The organism is Slackia equolifaciens, assembly GCF_003725995.1.
GTDB classification, from domain to species: domain Bacteria; phylum Actinomycetota; class Coriobacteriia; order Coriobacteriales; family Eggerthellaceae; genus Slackia; species Slackia equolifaciens.
On the sequence record NZ_QIBX01000015.1, the window covers coordinates 15,991 to 41,770 of the forward strand.

The following is a 25,780-nucleotide window of genomic DNA, read 5'->3' on the forward strand; positions in this document are numbered from 1 at the left end:
TGATTTCAGCGACCCGGGACCTCAAATGCGCCTGTATTTTGCGGGCGTCATTCCCGCTGAATGAATCGAATCGACGGCTTTTTTCAGAAACCGACTGGCGCCGGGGCGCCGGGCGGCCTCCCCTAGGCCAGACGGCTACCCACTTCCTTCGCGGCAGCAGCTTTATCGAAATTCCCTCCGGTGGCGGCGTTGAGCGCACCCATGACTTTGCCCATATCGCGCTTGGTGGCGGCGCCCACCTCGGCGATGGTTTTTTCCACCAGGGCGATCAGCTCATCGCCGGAAATCTGCCTGGGCAGATACTCCTCCAGAATGGCGACCTGCGCGCGCAGCGTTTCCGTACGCTCCTCGTTGTTGCCGGCCTTGATAGAGCCCTCCAGCGTTTCGCTTGTCTGCTTGATCAGGCGCTTGAGCATGGCGTCCACGTCGGCATCGGTGATCTCGCGGCGCTCGTTGACCTCGATGTTCTTGATCTCGCCATGCACCTGGCGAAGAATAGACAGGCGCACCTTGTCATGCGCCTTCATAGCGTTCTTGATTTCTTCCTTGAGCTCTTCGTACTTCATGGATGCCTCCCAACGTGATGGGGCGCCCGTCTTTATCGGGGCCCGCTTGTATTTTCCTTTAGTATAGCGCTCCATATACCAAACGGCAGGTCGGGCAAACGCCCACTCTCCCCGTCGCCCTCACCATCGCCGCGCTTCTGCGCCGCGCCGCCATCTTCAGCGTATTTTTTTCTCTAGGTGCCCCATTGCCAGTCCAGCCACCCTTCGCTTTCGTGCCCCGTTGCCGATCCAACCGCCCCTCCGGTCGCCCCTTCATTTTCGTGTTTCGCACCGCCCCTTGCCGTCACTTGAATTATCACTTTACACTTGAATCATCACTTTAATTTCAATTGACACTCAAGTGACGAGCCGGATCGAACGAAGCCGAGGCGTAAGCCGCACGGCGAATGCTACTACATCGGCGAGATAGTACGCGCCCATACAACAATGGCCGCCCCCACGGGACGGCCATCATGTCTTTATAGTCCGCGAGCCACGAGTGACATCGCTTGTGGCGACACATGCATCACCAGCATAGGCGCTTTAGTACTGCAAATCCTCCACCTTCACGCGTCCGCGGAACGTACGGTAGATGATGAAGTGATAGATGAGCACCAGCGGCAGACCCACGCACGTGATACCCAGCATCCAGGTGAGCGTCAGGTTGCTGGAAGCCGCTGTGGCAATGGTGATGTTCTCGCCGGAAGCGGCAGTGGGGAACAGCGTGATGGGATCGCCTGCGCCCGCAACCACCAGATTGGGGAACATGCTCGCGCCCCACAGCGCCACCAACAGCACGCACACGGCGGAAGAGGCGATGAATCCGGCCAGGTCGCTGCCGTCGCCCTTCGCCTTGGCGATGCAGAACACCATGGCGAGCACGGCAACGATGGCGATAACAATGCCCAGAACGGTCTGCACGCCGGTCAGCTCGGGCGCAATTACGAAGTGCCCGTACACCGACACCAGCGCGAAAAGCACCAGCGCTGCAATGCCCGCCACATAGGCGGCCTTTTTGGCGCGAGCGCGCACCTCAGAATCCACCGGAGCCTTCAGCATGAGCCAGCTGGCGCCCTGAAGCACGAAGGCGGAAAGGCCCAACAGACCCGTGAGCAGAGTAAAGGGAGTCACCAGGCCCAGCAGCGGCACGCCGATGTAATCGCCGTTTGCATCCATGGGGATGCCTGCGTACACGTTGCCCACGGCCACGCCCAAAAGCAGCGCCGGAAGCAGCGAGCCCACAAAGAACAGGATGTTCCACAGCTTCGCCCACGCTTTGTCGTGACCGGCGAATTCAATCGCTGCAGCACGCACGATAAGGCCCATGAGCACCAGCATCACGGCCAGATAGAAGCCGGAGAACGTGGTGGCGTACGCCGCCGGAAACGCTGCGAACAGTGCGCCGCCCGCGGTGAGCAGCCACACCTCGTTGCCATCCCACACAGGACCGATGCTCTGACGCACGATGGCGCGCTCCTGATCGTTTTTGGCAACGAACGGGCTCAGCACACCCGCGCCCAGGTCAAAGCCATCAAGCACGAAGTAGCCCGCGATCAGCACGAAAATGAGGCAGAACCAAACAACCTGCAGGATCTCCATGTTAGTTCGCCTCCTTCTTGGAATCGGATGCGGCGCCCGTTGTAACGGCGCCCGCGATGGCGGCGGCGCCATCCTGGTCGACGATACCGCCTTCCAGATCTTCCACGGGGCCCTTCTTGATAAATCCGCTGATCAGGCGTGCCCATGCAACCAGGATGATTGCGTACACGGCAATAAACAGCACGATGGTGATCAGCAGCTCGACCGACGAGACCGACGCTGAAACGCCGTTGTTGGTCAGAAGTTGCACGCCCTCAGGCGAGCTGGTGGCGGGATACACCACGTACGGCTGGCGGCCAACTTCGGCCGTAATCCAACCAGCCTGGATAGCAAGAATCGGGAAGATGGGGCACACGATCATGATCCATTGCGCCCACTTCTTTTGCCCCAGCTTGCCGTTCTTCTTGAACGCGGCGATGGCGGCGATCAGAATGACCACGCAAATCAGGCCGAAGAGAGCAACCATCAGGTGATAGCTCTGGAACACGAGGTTAACCGGAAGGTCCTCCACCACGATATCGGGGTTCTCGGCGGCAAGATCGTTCAGACCGGGGTATTCCTTGCTGAAATCGCCGGAAGCCAAGAAGCTCGTGAAGCCGGGCAGCTCGATGGGAGCGATCACGCTCTGGCCTTCCTCATCGACAAGACCCACCGCATACAGCGGCAACGTGCCCGTTTCGTAGTGGCCTTCCATCATGGCGATCTTGGTGGGCTGCTCCTCGGTAACCACGGCGGCAGAGGAGTGTGCCGAAACCAGCAGGCAGCAGGTGGCCACGAGCGAAACAGCAACGCCGGTGCGCAGCGTCTTGCGTGCGAACTCGGCATGCTTGCCCTTGTGCATATACCAAGCCGAAACCGCAATTGCCACGAACGCGCCCATAACCAGCAGAGCCAACACGGTGTGGCTGTAGCGCGGCAGCGTTGTGGCGTTGAACGCCGCAGCGAAGAAATCGGTCAGCACGGCCTTGGAGCCATCGGCGGAAAGCTCGGCACCGCCGGGCGTTTGCATCCAGGAGTTGGCGATGATGATCCACAGGGCAGAAAGGCAGCTGCCCAGCCATACCAGCCAAGCGCTGGCCAGGTAGAACTTGGGGCCGACCTTGCCGCGACCGAAGAGCACGATGCCCAAGAACACCGACTCGAGGAAGAACGCGAGCAGGGCCTCGGCGGCCAGCGGCGCGCCGAAGATGTCGCCCACGAAGCGACTGTAATCAGCCCAGTTGGTGCCAAACGAGAACTCCATGGTGATGCCTGACGCCACACCCACGGCAAACGTGGTGGTGAAGATCTTAGCCCAGAACTTCGTAGCGGCTGCATCCTTCGGGTCGCGCGACTTGTAGTAGCGCGTTTCGTTGATGGCCAGAATCAATCCCATGCCGATAGAAAGCGGCACATACATGAAGTGGAAGATAACTACCAGGGCGAACTGAATACGCGCAAGCAGTGCCGGATCGAGGAATTGCTCCATAGCACACCCCCTTTGCTTGATCGGCGCCCGCAGGCGCTTCCTTGGACATGCGCAGAAACCGACCCTTGCCAATATGGACAATTGGAGATTGTGCTGCATGACCCCTTTTTGTGCTTTCGGGAGCCTGCACCCCTGCGCCGCAACCGGAGGTCAAGGCCCACATGCAGTATCCCGAAAATACTTCGTCATCATACCATAAAAAGGAGGTTCTATGGATTAATTGCTATTATTTTAGTAACATTTTTCGAACAGTTTGCGGGGGGCTGCCCCAGACGGGCGGAGCAGGCACGCTCATCGAATTCGATGTGAGCCGCGACGGGCGGGCTATCGCAGGCGGACAGCACAGGCGCTTTACCCACGGCGCAACGCGTCGGTCCCGCGTTATGCCGCATGCCCGGACGGGCGGCGCAGGCGTTTAGGCCGCAACAAAGCCTTTGGCTATTTGCGATGGGCAGCCCGCAGACGGCTCGGCACAAACAGCGCCGCTGCTATTGCCGCAACCGCCACGATTGCCGTTCCCACCGCGCATACGGCCTGCAGGTGAATCGCAGGGATGCCGACCAGCATGCCGATGATATACGGCACGAGCCAAATCAGCCACACGAACGTGCTGAACGTATGGAATGACGCCTGCATCGCCTCATCGCGACGGATGTACGTGACGGTCGCCCATGTCGCATGCGCGAGCATGAGCACAATGGCGAACGTGCCGGAAACTCCATGAATGCTAGCGCCCTGCATAACGGCTCCCTGATTTGCGATCGAGGTCATCATGAGCGTGCCCGTCGTGTCGCATGCGAGCCCCATCCAAAACAAAACCGCGTGGCGCAGCGAAAGCGACCCGGCCTTTCTCTCCGAAAACACCCCCACCGTATAAAACACGAGCGCCATCGAGATGGCCGCCGTGGCCAAAACCAGTTCCAAACTCATGCCTTCTCACCCTCTTTTCGTTTCGACTGCTTATTTCTGAACACTCACCCTTTATCCATGTCGGCCGTTCATTTCTGAACTGTGTTCATTAATGAACGCTGTTCATTATATCCGCCTTGCATTACAATGCAAGCCGTACACAACCGATTCACATTTGCTGGCATACATGCGCCGCGGGCAAGCTCTTCGACATCTGTGCGATGCGGTATGCGAAGATGTGGGCGCAAGCGCCGCGCCGGCGAACCTCTCGACAGCCTTTCTTGGCTCAACTGGTTCGTCAAGATGCTGGGCAAGCGCCGCGCTGGAGAGCGCCGCAAACGAAAGGGAGCCATGGGAAACAAGCCCACCATATCCAAGGAAATCATTCTCGATGCCGCCTGTCAGCTTGCAAGCGAGAAGGGCGCCGGAGCGTTGAACATTCGCTCCGTGGCCTCTCGATGTGGCGTCGCGGTAGGGTCGGTATACAACTACTATCCGAACAAATCCGAGCTCGTGGCCGATGCCGTCGAAAAGTTCTGGCGCAATTCCATCCCTCACGACCAGCTTGCACGCGCCGAGGAAGTCGTAGATGGCGGTTTCGTCGACTTTTGCCGCGATGCAATGGAAAGTCTACGGGAGCCCTTGGCGGTATTCCGCGAAACCTGGCTGTCCAACCAGGGAAAACTCGATGTTCGCGACATAAAAACGAGCCGCGAACGCGAAGACGCCTGCTTCAGGCACATTCGCGCAGGCATACTCTGCGCGCTTCAGCGCGACCAGGCCGTCGATCGGTCCATCTTTGGAAGCGCGTTAAGCGAGGAGCAGCTCTGCGACTGGATATGGGACTCGATATTCGAAGGGTTGCGGCGCGGCGACACGGCCAACGAGGCTCTCTTTGCAGTGCTCGAGCGCGCGCTGTATGGTAAAAAGCCCCGAGTCGAGTAAGCGGGCCGAGCCGTTCGCGCCCGGGGCCGGCCATCCTGCACGACCCCCTTCGCTCATTTAACCGAACCAAGCATTCGCGCGCGAGGGCGGCGACATCGTGGGCCGCGGGTTCGATTTCGAGTCGTTCAAGCCGTTCGCGCGCGGGGCTGGCGAGCCCACATTCACCGCTCGAATACCCAACTCCCGCGGGATCACATTCGTCGCTCGAGCACCCGACTCCCGCGGGCTCACATTCGTCGCTCAAGCACCTCGGCCCTCGTCGGCGTCACATCCGGCGCTCGACCTCCCGAAGGGCACCGGAAACGAAAACGCGGACGCGGGGTGCCCCAACGTCCGCATTCATGTTTCTAGAAAAAACTCGTACACCTCAATGCCACAGGGTCGCGCTGGCCGAGGCATTCGGCTTTGCGATCCGGCGCCCGCGCCGCATCCCCCATCACGCGCCAGACAGCTGCACGCTACGCGATGCGCTCGCCGCGCAGAATGACGGCACGGATCTCAAGCGTCTTCATATCGAGCAGCACCAGGTCAGCCACCTTGCCGGCCTCAAGCGATCCGCGATTGGAATCCACCCCGATTGCACGGGCAGGGTTGATCGTAGCCGCACGCACAGCCATCTCAAGCGGCACGCCCATATCGCGCACGGCCGTGACCAGGCACCCCATAAGATCGGTGGCGCTGCCGGCGATGGTGCCGTCATGAAGCGTTGCGCGGTTACCGCGCACCGTGACGGCCTGACCGCCCAGGCTGTACTCGCCGTCGGGCATGCCGGTCGCCTCCATGGAATCGCTAATGAGAATCATATGGTCGGACCCGAACAGCTTGAACGCGCTGCGCACCGAAGACGGATGGATATGCACGCCATCGGCGATGATTTCGGGCGTGGCGCCCGCATCAGCAGCGGCACCGATCACGCCCGGCTCGCGATGATGAAGCGGCGGCATGGCGTTGAACAGGTGCGTCAGATGCTTGGCGCCGCGGCGGTATGCCTCGCGCGCGACGTCGTAATCCGCGCACGTATGCGCGATGGACACACGCACCTCATCGGCCACTTCGTCGACAAACTCCAATGCTCCAGGTTCTTCAGGAGCAATATCCACCAGCTTGATAAGCCCGCCCGACACCTCCTGCAGGCGTCGGAACATGCCCGCGTCGCACGCCTGCACATACGCCGGATTTTGCGCCCCCACCTTGTTTGGGCTGATGAAGGGGCCTTCCATGTTGATTCCCACAAGCGCGGCGGCGTTAGCGGGAGCAACGTATTCGGCGGCGGCGCGCATGATGCCCTCGAGTTTTTCCTCGGGATACGTCATGGTGGTGCCGCACCACGATGTTACGCCGCGCGATGCCTCATAGCGACAGATGGCCTCGATCGACTCGACTGAGCCATCGCAAAAATCGTGACCCACCGCGCCGTGGGAATGAATGTCGATCAAGCCGGGGATTGCGTAGCAGCCCCAACCATCGAGTGTCTCGCCAAAATCCTCCTCATCAAGGATGTCCGCCGTGCCGCGCGAAAGCAGCGCGGAAATCTTTCCATCTTTCAAAATGATGTCGCGCGATGCAAACTCACGCCCATCAAACGCCTGAACATCAGCGATGATCATAGCATCCCTCCCGATTCTTCTACATTTGCGCCGCAGCGCGAGTCAACGATACCGAGTAGCGCTTCTATGTTGCAAAAACCCGCTTCTTCGCCGCAAGAAGCGCCTCCACATTACGAGAAACGCCTCCATGTTGCAACAAACGTCGATTTGCTGCAGTTTTCGCGCACCTCCCGAAGTAGCCCAATCGACGCGAGGCTGTGACCTGGGGAAACGCGAATCCCAACGGCGGTATACTCGGGGCACCCCTCGAAAACTGCAGCAAATCGCCGTTTGTTTGCGGGGCGCCGTTTCTAGTACGGCAAATAGCCGTTCGTTTGTGGGACGACTTTTACGCGGTTGCGAAACGACGTTTCTGGTGCGGCAAATCGCCGTTCGTTTGCGGGGCGCCGTTTGCGCGGTTGTGAAACGACGTTTGCGCGGTTGTGAAACGACGTTCGCGCGGTTGCGGGGCGACGTTTATGCTGCGGCAAATCGCCGCTTCATGCAATCAAGCTTGGTTTCACGGTCGCGTCTTGAGGCCCTGCCTCAACAATCCTGCAGCATAAAAAGGGCGACGCCTTGCGCCGCCCTCCGTGGAACTACTCGTTGTAGTGCTTACCGCAGCACTCGCCCTCCGCGGGCGGATTGCCGTGATGATGGCGGCGGCAATCCTCATCGCCGTGCTCATGAGCACCACCACAGCATTCTTCATCGTCGCCATGATGATGGCCGCAGCCGCAATCCTCCGCCACCTGGGCAACGTCGCCGCACTTGGAGAACGCAGCCTCGTCCACCACCGCGATAGCGTTGGGGTGGAACTGCAGGATAGAGGCGGGGACCTTGGGCGTCACCGGCCCGAAGAAAACCTCGCGCACAATATCGGCCTTGTCTTCGCCGGACACCACGAGCAGGATCTGCTTGGCGGCCATGATGGTGCCAATGCCCATGGTGTACGCCTGGCGGGGCACCTCGTCCGCGGAGTTGAACAGGCGGCTGTTGGCCTGAATGGTGCTCTCCGTCAAATCGACGCAGTTGGTTTCCTTAGTGAACTCGTCAGCAGGCTCATTGAAGCCGATGTGGCCGTTGTGACCCAGGCCCAAAAGCTGAAGGTCGATACCGCCGGCCAGCAGGATAGACGCTTCGTACGCCTCGCAGGCGGCATCGGCGTCGGGGTTGGCTCCGTTGGGTACATGCGTGTTCTCGGGACGCACGTTTACATGATCGAACAGATGCTTCTGCATGAAATAGCGGTAGCTCTGCTCGTGCTGCGGATCAAGACCGCGATATTCGTCCAAATTGAAGGTGGCCACGCGAGAAAAATCGAGCTCGCCTTCCTCGAAACGGCGCACGAGCTCAGCATACAGACCCTCGGGCGTAGAACCGGTGGCCAGACCCAGCACGCAACCGGGCTTTTCCGCAACCAGATCGGCGATGATATCGGCCGCGGCCTCGCTCATTTCCTGATAATCCTTGGTAACGTAGATTTCCATGGATCCCCTTTCATATTGGAAGCGTAGGAGCATTGGTAACATGATAGTGCGAATCTTCGCATAGCTCCCGCTCGCCGCCAATACATTCCTCGCCCAAAGCGCAAAAAGGGCGCACCGCGGTAGTGCGCCCTTTCAGAGAAAGAAATGCGTAATACAATTGTGATACAATCAAGTGGGCCGATAGCCGACCCGTGAGCTGGCACGCGCCTTCCGATGCAAAGGGAGGTGGTGCGTGGGACTCGCAACCGCAATAGTCGGGCTTGCTACAGCAATGTGCAGCCTTGGCGCGGCGTTGCTTTCGTTCTTGTCCGCAGCACGGGGTAGTTCCCGAAAGAAGGAAAAAAGCCGAAAGCGCTAGCCTGCGGCTCCTTCAATAAAACAACGGCGCTGCCCGCACACCCAAACACGGGCGGCCATCGGCTGCATTATAGCGCATCGCTTGCAAGCGCCACGGCAAACGCATTCCGATGTATGCATCGTGCAGCAAGCAGGAGCCGGCGCAAACGCCTTGCCCGCCGCGCCCAACCCGAACACACGCAACACATCCGCCCAACAAGATGGATACACTCCCCTGGTATGATTGACCCCAACCAAACACCCAGCGCCCGGCCCCGCCCAAGGAGCGCGGGCAAAGGCGCATAAGGAGGAATCCTATGAACCCACAGATTGACGCATTCGTGTTTGATATGGATGGCACTCTCTTGGATACGCTGCCCGACCTGGTGGATGTAACCAACGACACCATGGAGCACTTTGGCTATCCCACGCACACCTCCGATGAAATCCTGCGCATGGTGGGCAACGGCCTGCGCTCGCTCATCACGCAGGCCATGCCCCAGGGGCTCGAGAAAGAGGCGGCCGACGCATGCATCGCCCACTGGAAAGCGCTCTACGACGAACGCGGCGACGTAAAAACGCAGGTATACGCCGGCATGATGGACGTGTTGCATACGCTCAAGGCACGGGGCAAGAAGCTTGCGGTGCTCTCCAATAAATACGATGCCGGCACCAAGCTTATGACCAATCACTATTTCGCCGACGTGATGGATATGGCAATGGGCGAAGGCCCCGTGCCGCGCAAGCCCGACCCCACGGGGCTCTTGCGCGTTGCGGCAGAGCTTGCAGTGCCTATCGAACGCGTGGCATATGTGGGCGATTCTCATACCGATGTGGAGGCAGCCCAACGCGCCGGAGCTTTCGCAGTAGCGGTGACCTGGGGCTATCAGCCTCGCGAGCGGCTCGAGGCCGCAAAACCCGACGCATGGGCGGAATCGCCGGCCGACTTGCTGGCGCTCGCATAACCCAACGTTTTTCGAACCGGACCGTTCGACGCGAATAGATTCGCCCAGCATTGCGCGCCACGGGGGGACGCCGACGTGGTGGGCCTCCCAGGAGCCCACGTTCGGCACGAATAGATTCGCCCAGCATTGCACGCCCCTCCAGCATGGAGAAGCCCAGCGCAACCCCGGCGTTGTGCGCCCACCCCTTGCACCGCCCCCTCGACATGGAAGGACCCCATGCACCCTAGTTGTCAGATGACTCTCCCCTTGACGGAAAACAGCTCTATTATCCACCGCATTTCGCTTGCCTTTATGGCGGCACTTGCGCTTTGCCTTGCACTTGCAGGATGCTCCTCCGCCAGCGAGCCCGAACCTGCGCCCCCGACGGGCGAGGCCGCTGTAGTTGTTGAAGATTTGCCCGAATACGACGGCACACTGTGCTTGGAGGTCAACGACGGGCAGCCCGGTTTCACCGATGGGGAAGTGGCCCAGGCTCAAGACGCCGTAGAGCACGGTCAGACCATCGAGCGCTACAGCACGCTCGATGACCTGGGTCGATGTGGTACCGCCTACGCCGTCATAGATTCCAATACCATGCCTACTGGCGAGCGCGGCGATATATCCGCCGTGCATCCCAGCGGATGGAACCAAAAGTTCTATGACTTTGTGGATGAGGAGGCCCTCTACAACCGCAGCCATCTGATTGGCTGGCAGCTGGCCGGCGAGGACGCCAACGAACGCAACCTTATCACCGGCACGCGCGAAATGAACGCTGCAGGCATGCTGCCTTACGAGAACATGGTCGCCGACTATGTGAACGAAACGGGCGGCGAGGTGCTGTACCGCGTGACCCCATGGTTCGAAGGCGACGAGCTTGTGGCGCGGGGCGTGCAGATGGAGGCGCAATCGCTCGACGACGGAGGGGCGGCCGTGAGCTTCAACGTGTTCGTGTACAACGTTGAGCCCGGTGTGGCCATCGACTACGCGGATGGCTCCAGCCGCGCGTCGAGCGAGGTGCCGCAGGTGGAGCGCTTCGTAGGCGCAATCGATCCCAACGGGTCGATTTCAGACGCCCCCAAAGCTGACCCGCGCTACGACCACGATGCCTGGGGGTCGACGGCAAACGTGAAGGAAACCGGAAGCGGCGACGATGATGGAGGAGGTGCACCGGGTGCGGCTGACGCCCAGCCCGATGCATCAAAAGACGCAGGCGCGAGCGACTCCGATGAATCCGCTCGCGATACGCAGGGCACATACGTGCTCAATACCAACACGATGAAGTTCCACTACCCCACCTGTCCGTCGGTTGAAGAAACCGAACCCGACAACCGACAGAATTACGAGGGCAGCCGCCAAGACCTCATCAATCAGGGGTTCGAGCCTTGTGGCAGATGCAAACCGTAGCCTTTACGGGCTGGCCGATTCCGCCATGGTCGGGTTCGAGCGGCAGAGCCCTTGGGCATCCGAGCGGCAGCGGCCGACTCCGCCACAGTCGAATTCGAGCCTTGCGGCAGGCGCGAACCGTAATCGAAAGAGGCCGGCGCGGAAGGAGCGCCGCAAGCATAAGCCGAGCCTGCTTTCTTGCACGGCCGCATGAGTCGAGGCGCCTTTCGGCACCTTTGCCGGCGTTGAGCCTATCCCCTCGTGCGGTTGTATGACGCGTCGGCGTCGAGTGCAACGATGAGCGATTGGCGTAGCTGATCGAGGTTTTCCTCAGCACAGGGGAATACCAGCACGCGAACATCCTGCTGGTATTTCACGTCGGCATACACGTCCGGATCGCCCAGACCTATGAAATCCGCGCGAATGGCAACGCCCATATTGGAGGATGCTCCTACGTATACGTCGCGGAACTTGCTGTAATCGTCCTGCTTGACCCCCTTGCCAAACGTGAGCACCACATAGCAGCCTGGATATGCAAGATAGCCCGCAGAGGATGCTGCCCCGTGCCCTAGCGGTTGCGATTGCAAACCGGAAGCATCAGTGGACACGCTTGCCACCGAGGCGCCCGACTGGGCGACAAATGCGTGCTGATTCCAGTTCTCGAAGAACTTCTTGGGCGTCAAACGCACACCCGCACCCTCCAAAACCACGCGCCTCGCCTCACGGCGGGCCTTTTCCTCATCGCGCGCTGCTGCGGCATCTTTGACCTTTGCGGCGGCGCCATGGGCAACCGAACCAGCGGCTCCGGCAGCGATGCCCGCAACGCCGACGGCCTTGCCCGCTGCCCCTTTGAGCGTCTCGCGCGCTTTTCCGAATCCACCGCCAAACGCATGACCGGCCTTTTCGAACGCGCCAGGAGCCACTTTGGCAGCACCCGCCCCCGCATCGCGAGCAACCTTGGCGGCATGCGAGCCGGCATCTTTAGCGGCGCCCACTACCTTATTCACAAGCTCAGGGTTCTTTTCAACGGCATCCTTTACCTTGGGAATCGCCTTTTGCATGGCGGGAATTGCAGCCGCAGCAACTTTTGCCGCGCCGGAGGCTGCGGTTTTTCCGGGCCCGGGAATTGGCGCGCGGTCTATGACCACTGCGGCAATGCCGAGAATTCCCGCGATTGCCTTGGCATAATCCTCTGCCGTTCTTTCAGTGGGCGGACGGTCGTAAGAGGAGTCGTTTTCAGATGCCACCGCCTCAACAGGCTGAACCTTCTCGATATCTCTCGCGTCGTCCTGCGCATATGATTCCATAGCAGCTCCGTTCCTGGCGTTAATCGCTCGCTCGCCTCGGCAAACATCCCAAAGGAGACTTGGCACTTGGCACTTGGCACTTGGCACTTGGCACTTGGCACTTGGCACTTGGCACTTGGCACTTGGCACTTGGCACTTGGCACTTGAATCATATCAAGCCTTGGTGCCGCATTGCGACAATCCCTCTGATTCAGGCAGCAATTGACGCATAGGGTTTTAGAGCGCGGCGGAGACGCTCTCCGCTCCGTACCCCCCTGCTTTCACCTTCCTATATCGAACTTGCGATCCGTGCCTCGGTTTTTGGACAACATTACAGGTTAGCCGAGCGCAGAATCGGCGTAAGAAAAGTTATCCGCAGGATTTTCCTGGGAAAACGCCCTATCGTGACGAGGCAGAGAGAGATTGGCCGGTTCCGTAAGCCCCAGCCCCAACGCTCATCAAGCAAAATATCGAGAGCATTCCCGGCTAACCTGTAATCTTGTCCAAAATTAAAGGATCCATCCGTATCATGAACCCGCCCGCTGATTTTTCCGAACATCCGGCACCGAGGATGGGGGATCGGTGTGGCCTGAGTTCCATTGCAGCACACCGGATCCACACTCGGTTGATTAGGTCCTTTACACACTTTTTGCCTATATCCCGAGGATGGGGGGGCGGTCGCACATGCTGTTCGTCCGTGCCTGGTGAAATGCCCAAGATGTACGTTTTGTCTATAGTCTGAAGACTACTGGCCGGGAATCATCTGGAGAGAGTTCCGCATGCCCGCTGAATGTAAGCGGTGAATAATCCTGGCGAACGCACTTTTTATCCTATGGCTCGACAATCGGAACGGACACGCGCTCTGTGCTATGTCAAAATGTTGGTCACGTTGTAGGTTTGACCAACAAAAAAGGTCAGCCACAGTGGGCTGACCTGGCGTTTTAATGGTGGTCAGAGAGGGACTTGAACCCCCGGCACGGGGATTTTCAGTCCCCTGCTCTACCAACTGAGCTACCTGACCGGTTGCGCTTAACGCGAGTTAGTATCTTAACAGGTTGCCTCCTATAGTGCAAGAAAAAAGATTCAGAAATTTCACCTGCCAGCATTGGGCTTCTGCAAAATTTACGAAAGGGCGCATTGCGAGATGCAAAGGGCGCGCGCTTCGCCTGCGCGTGACGATATACAATAGGCATGCCTATCCAGCGCGACGGCGCAAGATGCACAGCCCGCGGAAAACGCGATGTGCCAACCAGCCAGACATCCTGGCGGAAAGGATCGCCATGACAGCCTTCATCATTAGCAACATCGTCGTGTTCGTCATCATCTTCGTCGTGATTGTGCTGCTTGTCAAAGACGGCTTTTTCATCGTCGAGCAGCAGCATTCCGTGATCATCGAACGGCTGGGAAAATTCAACCGCTTCGTAGGCGCGGGCTTTCATGTGAAAATCCCCATCTTTGAACGCAAGGCGGCCACGGTCAGCCTGCGCACGATGAAAAACGGCTTCACCATAGACGTGAAGACCGAGGACAACGTGACCATTGGCCTGGACGTTTCGGCGCAATACCACGTTGACTATGCGCTGGGCAACACGCCGCAGGAGTCGGGCATCTACAAGAGCTACTACATGCTGCAGGAACCCGTCGACCAGATGAAGGACTTCATCACCGATGCCCTGCGAAGCGCTATTCCTATGTACTCACTCGACGAGGTATTCGCCAAGAAGGACGACATTGCCCAAGACGTGAATGCCACCGTTTCCACCCAGATGGCAGGCTATGGCTTCACGTTGGTGTCGACCCTTATCACGCGCATCGCGCTGCCCAAAGAGGTCGAGGATTCCATGAACCAGATCAATTCGGCACAGCGAATCAGACTAGCAGCGCAGGACCTTGCCGAAGCCGACCGCATCAAGATGGTGACCGAGGCCAAGGCTGAGGCTGAAAGCATGGAGAAGGCGGGCGAAGGCATTGCGAACCAGCGCAAGGCCATCGCGCTTGGCATCAAGGATTCGCTTGAGACCATCAAGGAATCGGGCGTGACTCCGCAGGAGGCCAATCAGCTGTTCATGTTCACGCAGTGGACCGACATGATGGGCAAATTCGCCGAAAGCGGAAAGGGTTCCACCGTGGTGCTGCCCAGCGATTTCCAAACCGCGGGATCCATGTTCGAGCAGATGTTGGTTGCAGGAGATGCCAACGACTCCCGCCATGAGGGCGAGGCCGAAGCGGGCGGCAGCAGCGCCAAATAGCACGCCTGTTTTGGCCTACCCTTGGGACGGAAAGCCTCGGATACGTCGGAGCCCCACGCCCCAGCGCCCCGCATTGACATCCACGTTCGACGCATTGCTCCACGGTTTCGCAAGAGACGCCCGAACGGCGCCATCGGTACCGACGCATAAAGGCGGTTCCAAAACCGCCCCTTCGTTTTCTCTTTCCGCATGATGTGATACAATTGTGTTACACCACCCGGCGAGAGGATTTCCTATGCGCAAAGAGGTCACATACCACCATATCGTGGACACGAGAGTTCCCCTGTCGCTTCGTCTGCCCGCAAGAATCGTTGAGCCTATCGAGGAGTACGCTGCGCAACACAGGCTGAGCAAGACCGATGCGTTCATACATTTCCTCGAGCTAGGGCTTGCGCAGCGGGAGAAAGAATTTACCTCGGAGACCATTGGAACCATTCAGACTCAAATAGAGGAGATTCTGAGACTCCTTAAAGCAGACAATCGGCCTGGCATCCCTACGCAAGAGGAAATTCGCGAAGCAGTGCGAGAAGTGTCAGCGGAATACCCAGGCATTGCGCAAGTGTATCTCTTTGGCTCATTCGCTCGAGGCGATTCCGCCCCAACAAGCGACATAGACCTTCGGCTTATCTTAGACAGGTCACACAGCTTCAATCTTCATGACCTGGTGCATTTTTCCAAGCGCATCGAGAAAATGACGGGTCGTACGGTAGATGTCATCACATCTGATCAGTTGAGAAATACAAACCTGTCTAAAGCGATTGAGCGCGAGAAGGTGTTGCTGTATGAGCGCGAAAGCTGAAGAAGCGTCAAGCATCCAGGAGATATACGATATCGTACTGCAAACGCAGTCCGAAATCGAGCATTCGACCGAATAGTGTAGAACGAGAGGCTTCGAACGAAAGGCGAAACCCCTCGTTGCATGCGGCTTATTCTATGAAATTCTATTTGCACTCGGCGCAGCCGCTGCCGAAGAGGAGCTGGCGCTCGCCTTCGGGAAGCGCGGCGCGAGCCTGGTCGCGCAGGTTGTTCACGCCGATGAAGAACTGGCGCATCATCACCACCATCAGGTAGCGGCCCTTGGGCGTGAGCGTGATGCATTCGTCATCGTCGCGATCGAATGCTCCCGACATCTTCATGAACGCATACTCAACCGGAAGCCCGCCGGCAACGCTGCAACCAAAGTCGCGCTCCCACTGCTTCTTATCCAAACGCAGACCGAACAGCTGCATCATGAAACGATAGCGCATGCGGTTGTGCTTAGAAAACGTCGCCTTGCCCATCACCGACATGCGGCCGCTTTCGATGGCCGCGTTGTAATCGCGGATGCTGAACGTGTTCACGTACTGCGTGTCGCCCAAATACGTCATGCCGCCGCTGCCGATGGCCGGATACTCCTCGTAATCGACGATGTATTCGTCGATCATCGCGTCTTCCGGCGCCACGCTGGCCTCACGCTTATTGAACGTCCAGGCCGAACCGTGCTCGAAGGGCGCATTGGCCCCACCGGCGAGCGTTTCGCTGATGATTTCGTAGAAGTGCTGCTCGCGGTCGTAATCCACCTTGCCCACCGTACGCGCCAGCGATTTCTCCACCGAAGGCGAAGCCATAAGCGGATAGAACGTGGTCTGGCTGGTGCCGCTCTCAATTACCATCTCCAGGTCACGGCGCAACACCTCTTCGGTCTGCGCGGGGAAGTTGAAAATCATGTCCACGTTGAGCGATTTGAAATACGGTGCCGCCACCTTGATGGATTCAAGGATGGTCTTGCCGTCGCCGTACTTCTCATAGCGATCCATCTGCCTGAGCAAATCGTCGTCGAAGCTCTGCACGCCAACGCTCATGCGATCGACGCGGCCCTGAAGCTTCTCCAGATACGGCAGCGTAAGATGGTTGGGGTTGGTCTCGCACGAGACCTCTTTGATGGAAAACTCGCGTTTTGCCAGGTCGATGAAGTCGCACAGCTCATCCAGCATGATAGTGGGCGTGCCGCCGCCAATGTAGAGCGAATCGAAATCGTAGCCGAGTTCTTTGACCATCATGAGCTCGCGGCGCAGGTTCTTGAAATACGGTACCGCACGCTTCTCGGAAAACGGGAAGCGGTTGAACGAGCAATACGGGCACAGGCGCTCGCAGAACGGGATGTGCGCATACAGCATATAGGGCTGCCCGGGCTTTGGGCCGGGAATGCGCTCCACTCGGCAGGGCTCGATCTTCATGAAGCTATCGGCGCAGTACCGTACCGCGCGCGTAAGGAGTCGTTCGCTCAGCATTCGCTCTTGTACCTCTATCTTATTCTCAATCCGCCAGCGCTGCGTAGGCGGGCGTTAACGACAACGACCCTGCATCATAGCGCACCAGCGCCTCTCGCGCAGTGGCGTCACGACAAAACTACGGAGTCGCAGACAGCAAAACGCCCCGACTATTGAAAGCCAGGGCGTTGATGCTGCTTGGTCGATCGAATGCTAGCCTTCTATGGCGCGCATGGCAATGTCGCGACGGTACTGCTTGCCTTCGAAGTTGATCTTGTCGCACGCCTCGTAGGCACGCTCACGCGCCTCTTCGAACGTATCGGCGAGAGCGACCACATTGAGAACACGACCGCCGTTGGTCACGAGCTCGTCATCGGCGTTGAAAGCAGTGCCGGCATGGAACACGATCACGTCGTCGAGCGCCTCCGCCTCTTCGATGCCGAGGATGACCTTGCCCTTTTCGTACTTGCCGGGATAGCCCTCGCTGGCAAGCACCACCGAAACGGCGCACTCGGAACGCCAGGAAAGCTCGACGCCCTCTAGGCTACCGCGGGCGACGGCCTCGAACACGTCGAGCGCATCGCTCGCGAGGCGCGGCATAAGCACCTGCGTTTCGGGATCGCCGAAACGGGCGTTGAACTCGAGAAGCTTGGGGCCTTCCGCAGTCAGCATGAAGCCGCCATAGAGCACCCCGCGATACGGCTCGTCGAAATCCTTAGCGGTGGCTGCGGCGGCCGCCTCCATAATGGAGCGCATCTGCTCTTCGAGCTCGGGGGTCACGCACGGCACGGGGGAATACACGCCCATGCCGCCGGTGTTGGGACCGCGGTCTCCATCATAGGCGCGCTTGTGATCCTGGGCACAGGGCATGCACAATGCCTTGCCGCCCGCCAAAAACGCCAGCATGCTGCACTCGGGTCCCTCGAGCATCTCCTCGATGACCACGGTGGAACCGGCCTCGCCGAAATCGCCTGCGAAGCAATCGCGTACGGCCTCCTCGGCGTCCTCCATCGTTTCAGCCACGACCACGCCCTTGCCGGCTGCCAGGCCATCGGCCTTGACCACGATAGGTGCGCCCACCTCGTGCAGATAGGCCATCGCTTCGTCCTGAGACGTGCACTTCTTATAGCGCGCGGTGGGAAGATCATGCGCCAACATGAATTCCTTGGAGAAGCTCTTGGAGCCCTCAAGACGCGCGCCTTGCGCATCGGGGCCAAACACCAAAAGACCCGCCTTGCGAAGCTCGTCCGCCACGCCGGCAACCAGCGGGGCCTCGGGTCCCACAACCACCAGGTCGATGGCATGGTCGCGTGCGAAGCCGATAATGGCCTCGGCATCCTCGGTGTTCACGGGCACGTTGGTGGCAATAGCCGCCGTACCGCCGTTGCCAGGAGCCACAAACAGCTCGCCGCAGCGCTCGGAGCGAGAGATTGCCCAGGTAAGCGCATGTTCACGCCCGCCCGAGCCAAGTACCAATACGTTCATTCTTACCAACCCCTCATAAAGGTCTGATTGCGATCCGGACCCACGGAGATGATGGTTGCCTTCACACCACTCAAACGCTCGATTTCGTGTACGTAGTCCTGCGCCGCCTGCGGCAGCTCCTCAAAACACGTGGCCTTGGTGATGTCCTGCCCCTTCCAGCCCGGCATGGTCTTATACACCGGCTTGGCATGGAACAGCACACTCTGCTGCATGGGGAAATAATCGTAGGTCTTGCCGTCGCACTCGTACGCCACGCAAATCTTGAGCTCGTCGAACGCCGAGAGCACATCCAGCTTGGTGAGCGCGATATCGGTCAGGCCGTTAACCTCTGCGGCATAGCGGGCGATAACCGCGTCGAACCAGCCGCAACGGCGCTTGCGCCCGGTGGTCACGCCGTACTCGTGGCCCTCGGCGCACATCAGGTCGCCGTCGATGGCGTCCTGGCCCTCGCCGCCGTTTTCGGGATAAATCAGCTCGGTGGGGAAAGGACCGGCGCCAACACGTGTAACATAGGCCTTCTCGATGCCCAGCACGCGGTCGATGGCGGCAGGACCCACGCCAGAACCCGTAGCCGCGCCGCCCGCACAGCACGAGGAGCTGGTCACGAACGGATACGTGCCATGGTCGATATCGAGCAGCGTGCCCTGCGCGCCCTCGAACAGAATATGCTTGCCCTCACGCAGCGCGTTGTTCAGAAGCTGCGCGGTTTCTGCCATATGGGGACGAATGACCTCGGCATACGGCAGATACGCGTCGCAGATTTCATCCACGGTGAACGTGCGCTTGCCGTACACCTTCTCCAGGATGGCGTTCTTCACCTCGAGCGCCGCCTCCACCTTCATGCGGAACACGTGCTCGTCCAGCAGATCCTGGATGCGGATGCCGCTGCGGGCGGCTTTGTCCTGATAGCACGGGCCGATGCCGCGGTTGGTGGTTCCGATTTCGTTTTTACCCAGCTTGAACTCGGACGCCTTGTCCAGCTCGATATGGTAGGGCATGATCACGTGAGCATCGCAGGAGATCTTCAGGCGCTCGCAGGACAGGCCCTCGCCCTCCAGCATGCGCATCTCCTCAACCAGCACCTGCGGGTTCACCACCACACCGTTGCCGATAACCGGCACCGCGTGCTCGTACATGATACCCGACGGAATAAGGTGCAATGCGAGCTTCTTATCGCCGTGAATCACCGTGTGGCCGGCGTTGTTTCCGCCCTGGTAGCGCACCACGTAGTCGAAGTCGCGGGAAATGAGGTCGGTCACCTTTCCCTTGCCTTCGTCACCCCACTGGGCTCCGACCAACACCACGTTAGGCATGTTCGTCTCTCTTTCTTCCATATATTGAACCTCAAGCGGCCTTAAAACGCACATGGCCTTTAGGTCCGAGCGCCCATCGGCGAAAACGCTGCAGAGGCTGTGCCCCGGGCCTTGTCTAAGACCTGCATCCAAGACACGCGGTCGGAGCGAAGATGAATCGCCCAAATCGCCGCCTCGCCCACACGCCGCGTCGCGCGCTCGACAACCTGTTGATTATAACCCCAAAATCTTGCAATCTTTGGCATAGGAGCCCATCAAATCGACGACTTCCTTGTGGCAGGTGAAAACGATGACCTGGCGTTTCTGCGCAAGTTCGACCAGAGCACGCACGGCGCCGCGGCGGCGATCGTCATCGAAATTCACAAGAATATCGTCGGCAAGCACGGGAAGGCTTGCACCCACCTGCTCCACGCATTCGAGAAGGGCGATGCGCAGCGCAAGATAGAGCTGCTGGCAGGTGCCGAGCGAGAGCAGCCGCGGCTCCCACGCGCGACCTATGGCGTCCACCGCACGCACGGCGCCGGATTCGTCCGCCCGCACGGCTCCCCATGCGCCATCGGTCATGAGCGCCATGAGTTCCGAGGCGCGGGCGTACACCTCGGGCTGGCTTTCGCCTTCCCAGGTGCGAACGGCCTGCTCCATCATGCGACGGGCCAGAAGCAAACGCGCCAGTTCAACGCCCGATTCGTGTTGACGCGTGACAATCTGGGCGCGCTCGGTTTTAAGAAGATCCAGATCGGTGTCGCGTTCGGCCGCCGCAAGAATCTGATTGAGCTCGCCGATGCGCCTATTGCACGCCTCGAGCTGCTCGGTCAACGCAGCGCGCTTCTGATCGGCCGATGCCGCCTGAGCCTCAACCTCGGCCGGGGAAGCGTCGGAGTTGAAGCCGCACTCCTCCAGGCATTCGAGCTGACGCGCGCGGCACTCCTCAGCCGAACGAGCAAACGCGTCGCGGCGTGCCGTGGCCTCCTGGAGACGCGAGACCGCGGCTTCGCGTGCCACACGTGCCGCCCGCGCGGCGTCGACCAGCTCGATGGCGCGACGCAGAGAACGCCCCGCCTCGGACAATCCGGCCGATTTCAACACCGCCTCGATGCGCATGTCCTGCTCGAGCGCTTCCGTCTCGCGCGATTCGAGCACGCTCTTCTTTTCCAGCATGTCACGCCTCGCCGCCTCCGCCGCATCGCGCGATGCGGCGGCTTTTGGACGAAGCCCCGCTGCCATCGCAACGGCCAGCACGACCGCAGCGGCCATGCACACGAATCCGACAATGCATGCCGCCATGCTCTCCATACGCGACCCCGCGAGCACCCACGCAGCGCCGGCAATCGCCAGAGCGATCACCGCGATAGCGGGCAGCGCGGGGCGCTTGGGCGACGATGCCTCGCTTTTGTCTTGGGTCGCCGTATAGCGGGCGCGCGCGTCGGAAAAATCGTCCTGCGCGGCCTCGAGCCGATGCGAAATACGCGCCTGCGCCGCTTGTTCGCGCTCGATGGCGTCGCGAATGGCAGCCTCGTCGGCAGCCGTCATGCGCGCGGCGCCGGCGTTGATAGCCGCCTGGGCGGCCGCCTCTGCCGCATCCATCTCGCGCTGGGCCTCGTCGCGCAGGCGAAGCGCCTCGTTCTCCTGGCCAGATAGGCGGTCGATATCCGCCTTGAGCGCGGCGAGCGCTTCGATACGAGCGTTCGCCTCCGCCAAATCGAGCGCCACGCTGTGGCGACGTCGGGTAAGATCGCGGCGTTCACGATCCTCGTCTTTGAACCTATCTGACTCTTCGCGCGCCTCAGCGAGCTGGGCGCGACACGCATCGAGCTGCTTTTTCAGATTGGGAAACGAATGCGTGGCAGCGGCCGCACGGCTCGTGTACGTTGCGATGCGCGCATCGATGGCCGCCAAGGCCGCCGCCGGACTCACCTCGGTACCCGATCCGGCAGTGAGCAGGCGCGAGGTCATATCGCCCGCGTCGCCCAAACCGCGAAGCTCGTCGCTCGTGAGGGCGAACACGGTGCCGTATGTGTCTTTATCGATGTCGTCCACGATGCGGGCGGCATCCTCCGGCTTGGCTTGGAGACCGTCCACGTTGCGCACGCGCGAAAGCTCGACGGTGTCCCCCGTCTTGGTCTTGCCGGAAAGGGCGGCCTTCCGCTTTTCGAAGATGAGCGCGCCGGCACGCTCGGCCGATGCAGGCTTGTAGACGTTCTTTGAGCCACGCGCGTCTTCCCATCCGAACAGCACGCCTCGTATGAAAGCACTCGTGGTGGTTTTACCCGCCTCGTTTTTGCCGTACACCACGTTGAGCCCCGGGGTAAAGGGGCCGATCGTCGTGTCGAAAAAGCGGCCGAACGCCTGCATATGGATGCGCTTGAGATAGAACTTTCCCATCACGCATCCCTCCCATCAAGCAGGGCGAGCGCCATATCGCAGGCGCCCTCAGCCAAATCGTCCAGCATGCCGTCCACGCCGCGCGGGAGCGCAAGCCCGCGTTGCGCGAATTCTTCCTGCAGGTACTGCAGCCGCGCATCATCACGGGAGGATCCGGATTGGGCATGCTTTCCCCCGCGGCTATCCTCAGGTTGCGATGCCATGCTTTTGGCAGCGCGAATGAGCGCGGCGGGAAAAAGGCCGGCGGCCTCGAGCCCTTCTTTATCAAGGGGCGGCGTGGTGGCGTTGATCAGGGCGTCGCAGTAAAACGCCGGATAGCTTTCATTGAGCTCCACGCGCATCTCCTCTACGGTGCCGGGACGAGCAAGCACGTCGTAAAGCTGGGTAGGCCCCCCGATGGTCACGCGGGCAACCATCTCCTCGCAGTGGGCAGCCGCATTCGCGTCGAACATAGCGCGCACGCACGCGGCGAGGATGTCATCCACGCCGGCGCATCCGCTCACGTCCACGCATAGCTGCTCCCATTCGACCTGGGCGGTAGGAATGAACTCTATCCTGTTGGGAAGCCCCTCCTCAAGGGTGACCTTGTAGCAGCCGCGACTTCCCGTCTCCTTGATGTCGCGCCCTTGGATGCATCCGCAGAACACGATGCGAGGATCGGGCTCAGGGGTGGCATAGCGCATATGGATATGCCCGAGCGCCCAGTAGTCCATTCCGGCGCTGAGCAGCTTATTCTCGGTCACGGGCGCCTTGAACGGATCCATCCACAGACCCGAATGCAACATGCCTATCGCAAACGGCGCCCCCGTACCGCAGGCGTGTTCGGCCGCCGCACGGGTCATGCCATCGGCGATGGAGCCGTCTGACGCCTGGTTGGAAAACCCTCGTGCCGCAATCAGGCATACCGGCTGACCATCGGCATCGCGATGCACGAAAAACTCCGGGGCATCTGAGCCTGCCATGTGCACGTTGGGCGGCAGCGACGTGGCCACCTCGTGCCAATTGGGATACGGGTCGTGGTTGCCGGGAATCATGTAGACGGGAATCCCCGCGTCTTGCAAACGCTCCAAGCCGCGCAAAAAGTGGCGCAGGTGAGCATAGCTCGGCTTGTCGGTATCGAACATGTCGCCCGCCAGCAAAAGAAAGTCAACCTGATTGTCCAGGCAGGCTTGAATTACGCGATCGTACGCCTCGGGAATCGCACGCACGAGGCGCTGCGCCCACGCGGGCGAAAGGGCCCGCAGGCCCCTGAAGGGCGCCCCCAGATGCAGGTCGCCCGAATGAATGAATGTCAGCTTTGCTCCCATGAAGCGAGTGTAGCACGGAGTGCGACGCTTGGCGGCCATGCCCGGCAAGCGAATCAGAACTTACGGAAACAGGCAGCGGGCCGATCCTGAAATGGCCGATGCTCAAAAGACGCGGCCTGCTGAGAGGTAGCGTTATAGCTGCGAGGCGTCGATATAGTTGCCGAACTTGGTGAACTCGGGGTTAAACGACAGCGTGATGTCGCGCGTGGCGCCGTTACGGTGCTTGGCCACGATGAGCTCGGCGGTACCCAGATCGGGACGGTCTTCGCTTTCGGCCTCCACCTCGTCCATGCTTCGGTCGATGAACATAACGATGTCGGCGTCCTGCTCAATGGAGCCGGATTCTCGCAGGTCGGAAAGCTGCGGACGCTTAGAGCCGCGCATCTCCACAGCACGAGAGAGCTGCGAAAGCGCAAGCAGCGGCATGTTGAGCTCTTTGGCGAGCACCTTAAGTCCTCGCGAGATTTCGGCCACCTCGACGGCGCGGTTGCCGTCGCGGCGGTTCGAAGGAGGCTGCATGAGCTGCAAGTAGTCGACGATGATCAGGCCTTTCTTTTTGTCGCGCAGCTGACGGCGCGCCTTGGCGCGCATCTCGAGCAGCGTAAGGCCAGGCGTGTCATCGATGTACAGCTCCAGACCCGAGAGCGTGGCGGCGGCGTTCATGATGGCATTCCAGTCGCCTTCGGTAAGATCGCCTTGGCGCAGCTTGCCCAAATTCACGCGTGCCTCGGCGCACAAAATACGCTGGACCAGCTGGTTGGCACCCATCTCCAAGCTGAACATTGCCACGGCGGCGCCCGATTTTGCGGCGTTCGTGGCGAGGTTCAGCGCGAACGAAGTTTTACCAACACCGGGGCGGGCGGCCAGAATCAGCAGGTCGCCGCCGCGCAAGCCCCAGAACAGCTTGTCCACATCGGCAAAGCCCGTTGGCACGCCGGCCATCTGGGCGCGGTTATTTACCAGCTCATCAATCTCGTCAAAAGCCTGGGTGAGAAGGTCTGTGATGTTCTGGAACGAGGACGACACGCGCTTTTGCGTGACGTTGAACAGCATCTTCTCGGCTTCCTCAATGGTCTGATTGGTGTCATCGGGGGCATCGTAGGCAAGCGCGTTGATGTTGACGGAGGCATACACCAGGTCGCGCTGGACACTGGTACGTTTGACGATTTCGGTATGGGTTTTCCAATTGGTAAGCGCGAGCGTATTGTTCGCGAGCTCGACCAGATAGGCGCGACCCCCTACGGCATCGAGCTGCCCCTCGGCGGCAAGGCGCTCGGCGAGCGAAATCTGGTCGATAGGAACGTGGCGGGTGTTTAGCTCCAGCATGCCTTCAAAGATACGCTGGTGGGCTGGACGAAAGAAATTCTCAGGCGTGAGCTTTGTAGCCACTTCGTCAATGGCGTCAGGATTGAGCATGCATGCGGCGAGCACCGATTTTTCCGCCTCGATATTGCTGGGCAGGGGACGGCCGGTGGAGCTTTGAAGCTGGGTCGACTGCTGTTGCGACTGGTTCCGCCTGTCGTTGTTTTCCGCCATGAACTGCTCCTTGGTTGCACGCTTCGGACAAAAAGAGCGACCCCCGCACGGAAGCCGCAAGCTGTTTCTTCTTGTATATCTTATCGCAACGAACGCACACGCCTACCGCCGCGTGTCGCTTCAATGAAATGAGCAGAGAGACCCTGCAAGCTGCTGAGAACGCAAAACGCCGTAGTTCCGGACGCCTTGGCGCGCGAGGAAAAAACTGCGAGTCGCGGAGGCGTTGGACGACGCCCCGCGGGCACCCCGAAACCTGCTCGCCTGCATCCGCAAGCACGCAAACGCCGCCCTACTACCTAGATAGATACGGCAAAGCCCAACCGTGCGCGATATATGGGATACGCGCCGCCCGCCGCCTAAAGCGACGCGGCAACTACGCGACGAATATAATCGGAACGGTTCTTGGCCTTCGCATCGATCTGCGCCAGCATCGATGCCGGAAACTTGATCGTCACCGGCACAAGAGGCTCATCCGACACCGGCGGACGACCCTGATGGATACGCTCAAGATGGCCCTCCCAATTACCGGATTCGTACTCTGCTGCACGGCGCTCTATTTCTTCATCTGTAAGAATATACCCATTCGCAAGCTTCCATTCTGCCATCAGCGCAACCTCCTTTGCGACCTTCTGATTTCACGTAACGTCGCCTTTGTTGGCGGAGCCATAGCGTGATATATAAGTATTCCGTCTTCGCTTATTACCGCGACCATTTCTATTGAACGCCCTCTAGAGTCAAACCCGATGCACACATACTCAGGAAAGTTGG

General features: G+C 59.9%; 19 protein-coding genes and 1 tRNA gene. 5 read left to right on the plus strand and 15 right to left on the minus strand.

The window, feature by feature from the left end; translation table 11 throughout:
* Positions 1-122 precede the first annotated feature (122 nt).
* The 4 genes from DMP06_RS08210 to DMP06_RS08225 all read right to left on the minus strand — a co-directional run bounded on the left by DMP06_RS08210 (position 123) and on the right by DMP06_RS08225 (position 4,542).
* Positions 123-566: a GatB/YqeY domain-containing protein gene (locus DMP06_RS08210; protein WP_123209260.1), complete on the minus strand. Its 444-nt coding sequence runs from the start codon at positions 564-566 to the stop codon at positions 123-125.
* 522 nt (positions 567-1,088) lie between these two features.
* Complete coding sequence (cydB, locus tag DMP06_RS08215; RefSeq protein WP_123209261.1) at positions 1,089-2,144, minus strand: cytochrome d ubiquinol oxidase subunit II; 1,056 nt, start codon at positions 2,142-2,144, stop codon at positions 1,089-1,091.
* A gap of 1 nt (position 2,145) precedes the next feature.
* The gene (locus DMP06_RS08220; protein WP_123209262.1) at positions 2,146-3,612 is read right to left on the minus strand and encodes a cytochrome ubiquinol oxidase subunit I; all 1,467 of its coding nucleotides are present in this window, start codon (positions 3,610-3,612) and stop codon (positions 2,146-2,148) included.
* Positions 3,613-4,050: 438 nt separating this feature from the next.
* Positions 4,051-4,542 carry an HsmA family protein gene (locus DMP06_RS08225; protein ID WP_123209263.1) on the minus strand — a complete coding sequence of 164 codons (492 nt, stop codon included), beginning with the start codon at positions 4,540-4,542 and terminating at the stop codon, positions 4,051-4,053.
* Between the two features lie 330 nt (positions 4,543-4,872).
* On the opposite strand from DMP06_RS08225, the gene DMP06_RS08230 reads away from it, so the two are divergent.
* Positions 4,873-5,466: a TetR/AcrR family transcriptional regulator gene (locus DMP06_RS08230; RefSeq protein WP_161957868.1), complete on the plus strand. Its 594-nt coding sequence runs from the start codon at positions 4,873-4,875 to the stop codon at positions 5,464-5,466.
* Positions 5,467-5,924: 458 nt separating this feature from the next.
* Here the strand turns inward: DMP06_RS08230 and nagA are convergent, their stop codons facing one another.
* Both nagA and nagB read right to left on the minus strand, forming a co-directional pair.
* Entirely contained in the window at positions 5,925-7,073 is a 1,149-nt protein-coding gene (gene nagA, locus DMP06_RS08235; RefSeq protein ID WP_123209265.1) for an N-acetylglucosamine-6-phosphate deacetylase, read from the minus strand.
* Positions 7,074-7,651: 578 nt separating this feature from the next.
* On the minus strand, positions 7,652-8,542 hold the full coding sequence (gene nagB / locus DMP06_RS08240) for a glucosamine-6-phosphate deaminase (RefSeq protein ID WP_123209266.1): 891 nt from the start codon (positions 8,540-8,542) through the stop codon (positions 7,652-7,654).
* Positions 8,543-9,195: 653 nt separating this feature from the next.
* Between nagB and DMP06_RS08245 the strand changes: the two genes are divergently transcribed.
* Together DMP06_RS08245 and DMP06_RS08250 are read left to right on the plus strand one after the other, a co-directional pair.
* The gene (locus DMP06_RS08245) at positions 9,196-9,843 is read left to right on the plus strand and encodes an HAD family hydrolase (protein ID WP_123209267.1); all 648 of its coding nucleotides are present in this window, start codon (positions 9,196-9,198) and stop codon (positions 9,841-9,843) included.
* 216 nt (positions 9,844-10,059) lie between these two features.
* On the plus strand, positions 10,060-11,226 hold the full coding sequence (locus tag DMP06_RS08250) for a DNA/RNA non-specific endonuclease (RefSeq protein WP_220092552.1): 1,167 nt from the start codon (positions 10,060-10,062) through the stop codon (positions 11,224-11,226).
* 230 nt (positions 11,227-11,456) lie between these two features.
* Here the strand turns inward: DMP06_RS08250 and DMP06_RS08255 are convergent, their stop codons facing one another.
* Together DMP06_RS08255 and DMP06_RS08265 are read right to left on the minus strand one after the other, a co-directional pair.
* Positions 11,457-12,512, minus strand: coding sequence for a hypothetical protein (locus DMP06_RS08255; RefSeq protein ID WP_123209269.1), 1,056 nt, complete (start codon positions 12,510-12,512; stop codon positions 11,457-11,459).
* Positions 12,513-13,436: 924 nt separating this feature from the next.
* Positions 13,437-13,512, minus strand: a tRNA-Phe gene (locus DMP06_RS08265).
* Positions 13,513-13,771: 259 nt separating this feature from the next.
* Here DMP06_RS08265 and DMP06_RS08270 point away from each other — a divergent pair.
* Both DMP06_RS08270 and DMP06_RS08275 read left to right on the plus strand, forming a co-directional pair.
* Positions 13,772-14,740, plus strand: a complete 969-nt coding sequence (locus DMP06_RS08270; protein WP_123209270.1) for an SPFH domain-containing protein — start codon at positions 13,772-13,774, stop codon at positions 14,738-14,740.
* A gap of 235 nt (positions 14,741-14,975) precedes the next feature.
* Entirely contained in the window at positions 14,976-15,539 is a 564-nt protein-coding gene (locus DMP06_RS08275; protein WP_123209271.1) for a nucleotidyltransferase family protein, read from the plus strand.
* Between the two features lie 142 nt (positions 15,540-15,681).
* On the opposite strand, the gene DMP06_RS08280 is transcribed toward DMP06_RS08275, so the two are convergent.
* The 7 genes from DMP06_RS08280 to DMP06_RS08310 form a co-directional block, all read right to left on the minus strand.
* Positions 15,682-17,010 carry a coproporphyrinogen III oxidase family protein gene (locus DMP06_RS08280; RefSeq protein WP_123209272.1) on the minus strand — a complete coding sequence of 443 codons (1,329 nt, stop codon included), beginning with the start codon at positions 17,008-17,010 and terminating at the stop codon, positions 15,682-15,684.
* A gap of 192 nt (positions 17,011-17,202) precedes the next feature.
* Entirely contained in the window at positions 17,203-18,474 is a 1,272-nt protein-coding gene (gene purD, locus DMP06_RS08285) for a phosphoribosylamine--glycine ligase (protein ID WP_123209273.1), read from the minus strand.
* A gap of 2 nt (positions 18,475-18,476) precedes the next feature.
* A complete protein-coding gene (locus DMP06_RS08290) occupies positions 18,477-19,787 on the minus strand; it encodes an adenylosuccinate synthase (protein ID WP_123209274.1) in 1,311 nt (436 codons plus the stop codon).
* Positions 19,788-20,000: 213 nt separating this feature from the next.
* Complete coding sequence (locus DMP06_RS08295; protein ID WP_123209275.1) at positions 20,001-22,169, minus strand: ATP-binding protein; 2,169 nt, start codon at positions 22,167-22,169, stop codon at positions 20,001-20,003.
* Entirely contained in the window at positions 22,169-23,515 is a 1,347-nt protein-coding gene (locus tag DMP06_RS08300; protein ID WP_245962440.1) for a metallophosphoesterase family protein, read from the minus strand. The genes DMP06_RS08295 and DMP06_RS08300 overlap by 1 nt, the downstream gene beginning before the upstream one ends.
* A 93-nt stretch (positions 23,516-23,608) precedes the next feature.
* On the minus strand, positions 23,609-25,012 hold the full coding sequence (dnaB, locus tag DMP06_RS08305; RefSeq protein ID WP_123209276.1) for a replicative DNA helicase: 1,404 nt from the start codon (positions 25,010-25,012) through the stop codon (positions 23,609-23,611).
* 356 nt (positions 25,013-25,368) lie between these two features.
* Positions 25,369-25,617, minus strand: a complete 249-nt coding sequence (locus DMP06_RS08310) for a pilus assembly protein HicB (RefSeq protein WP_123209277.1) — start codon at positions 25,615-25,617, stop codon at positions 25,369-25,371.
* Positions 25,618-25,780 lie beyond the last annotated feature (163 nt).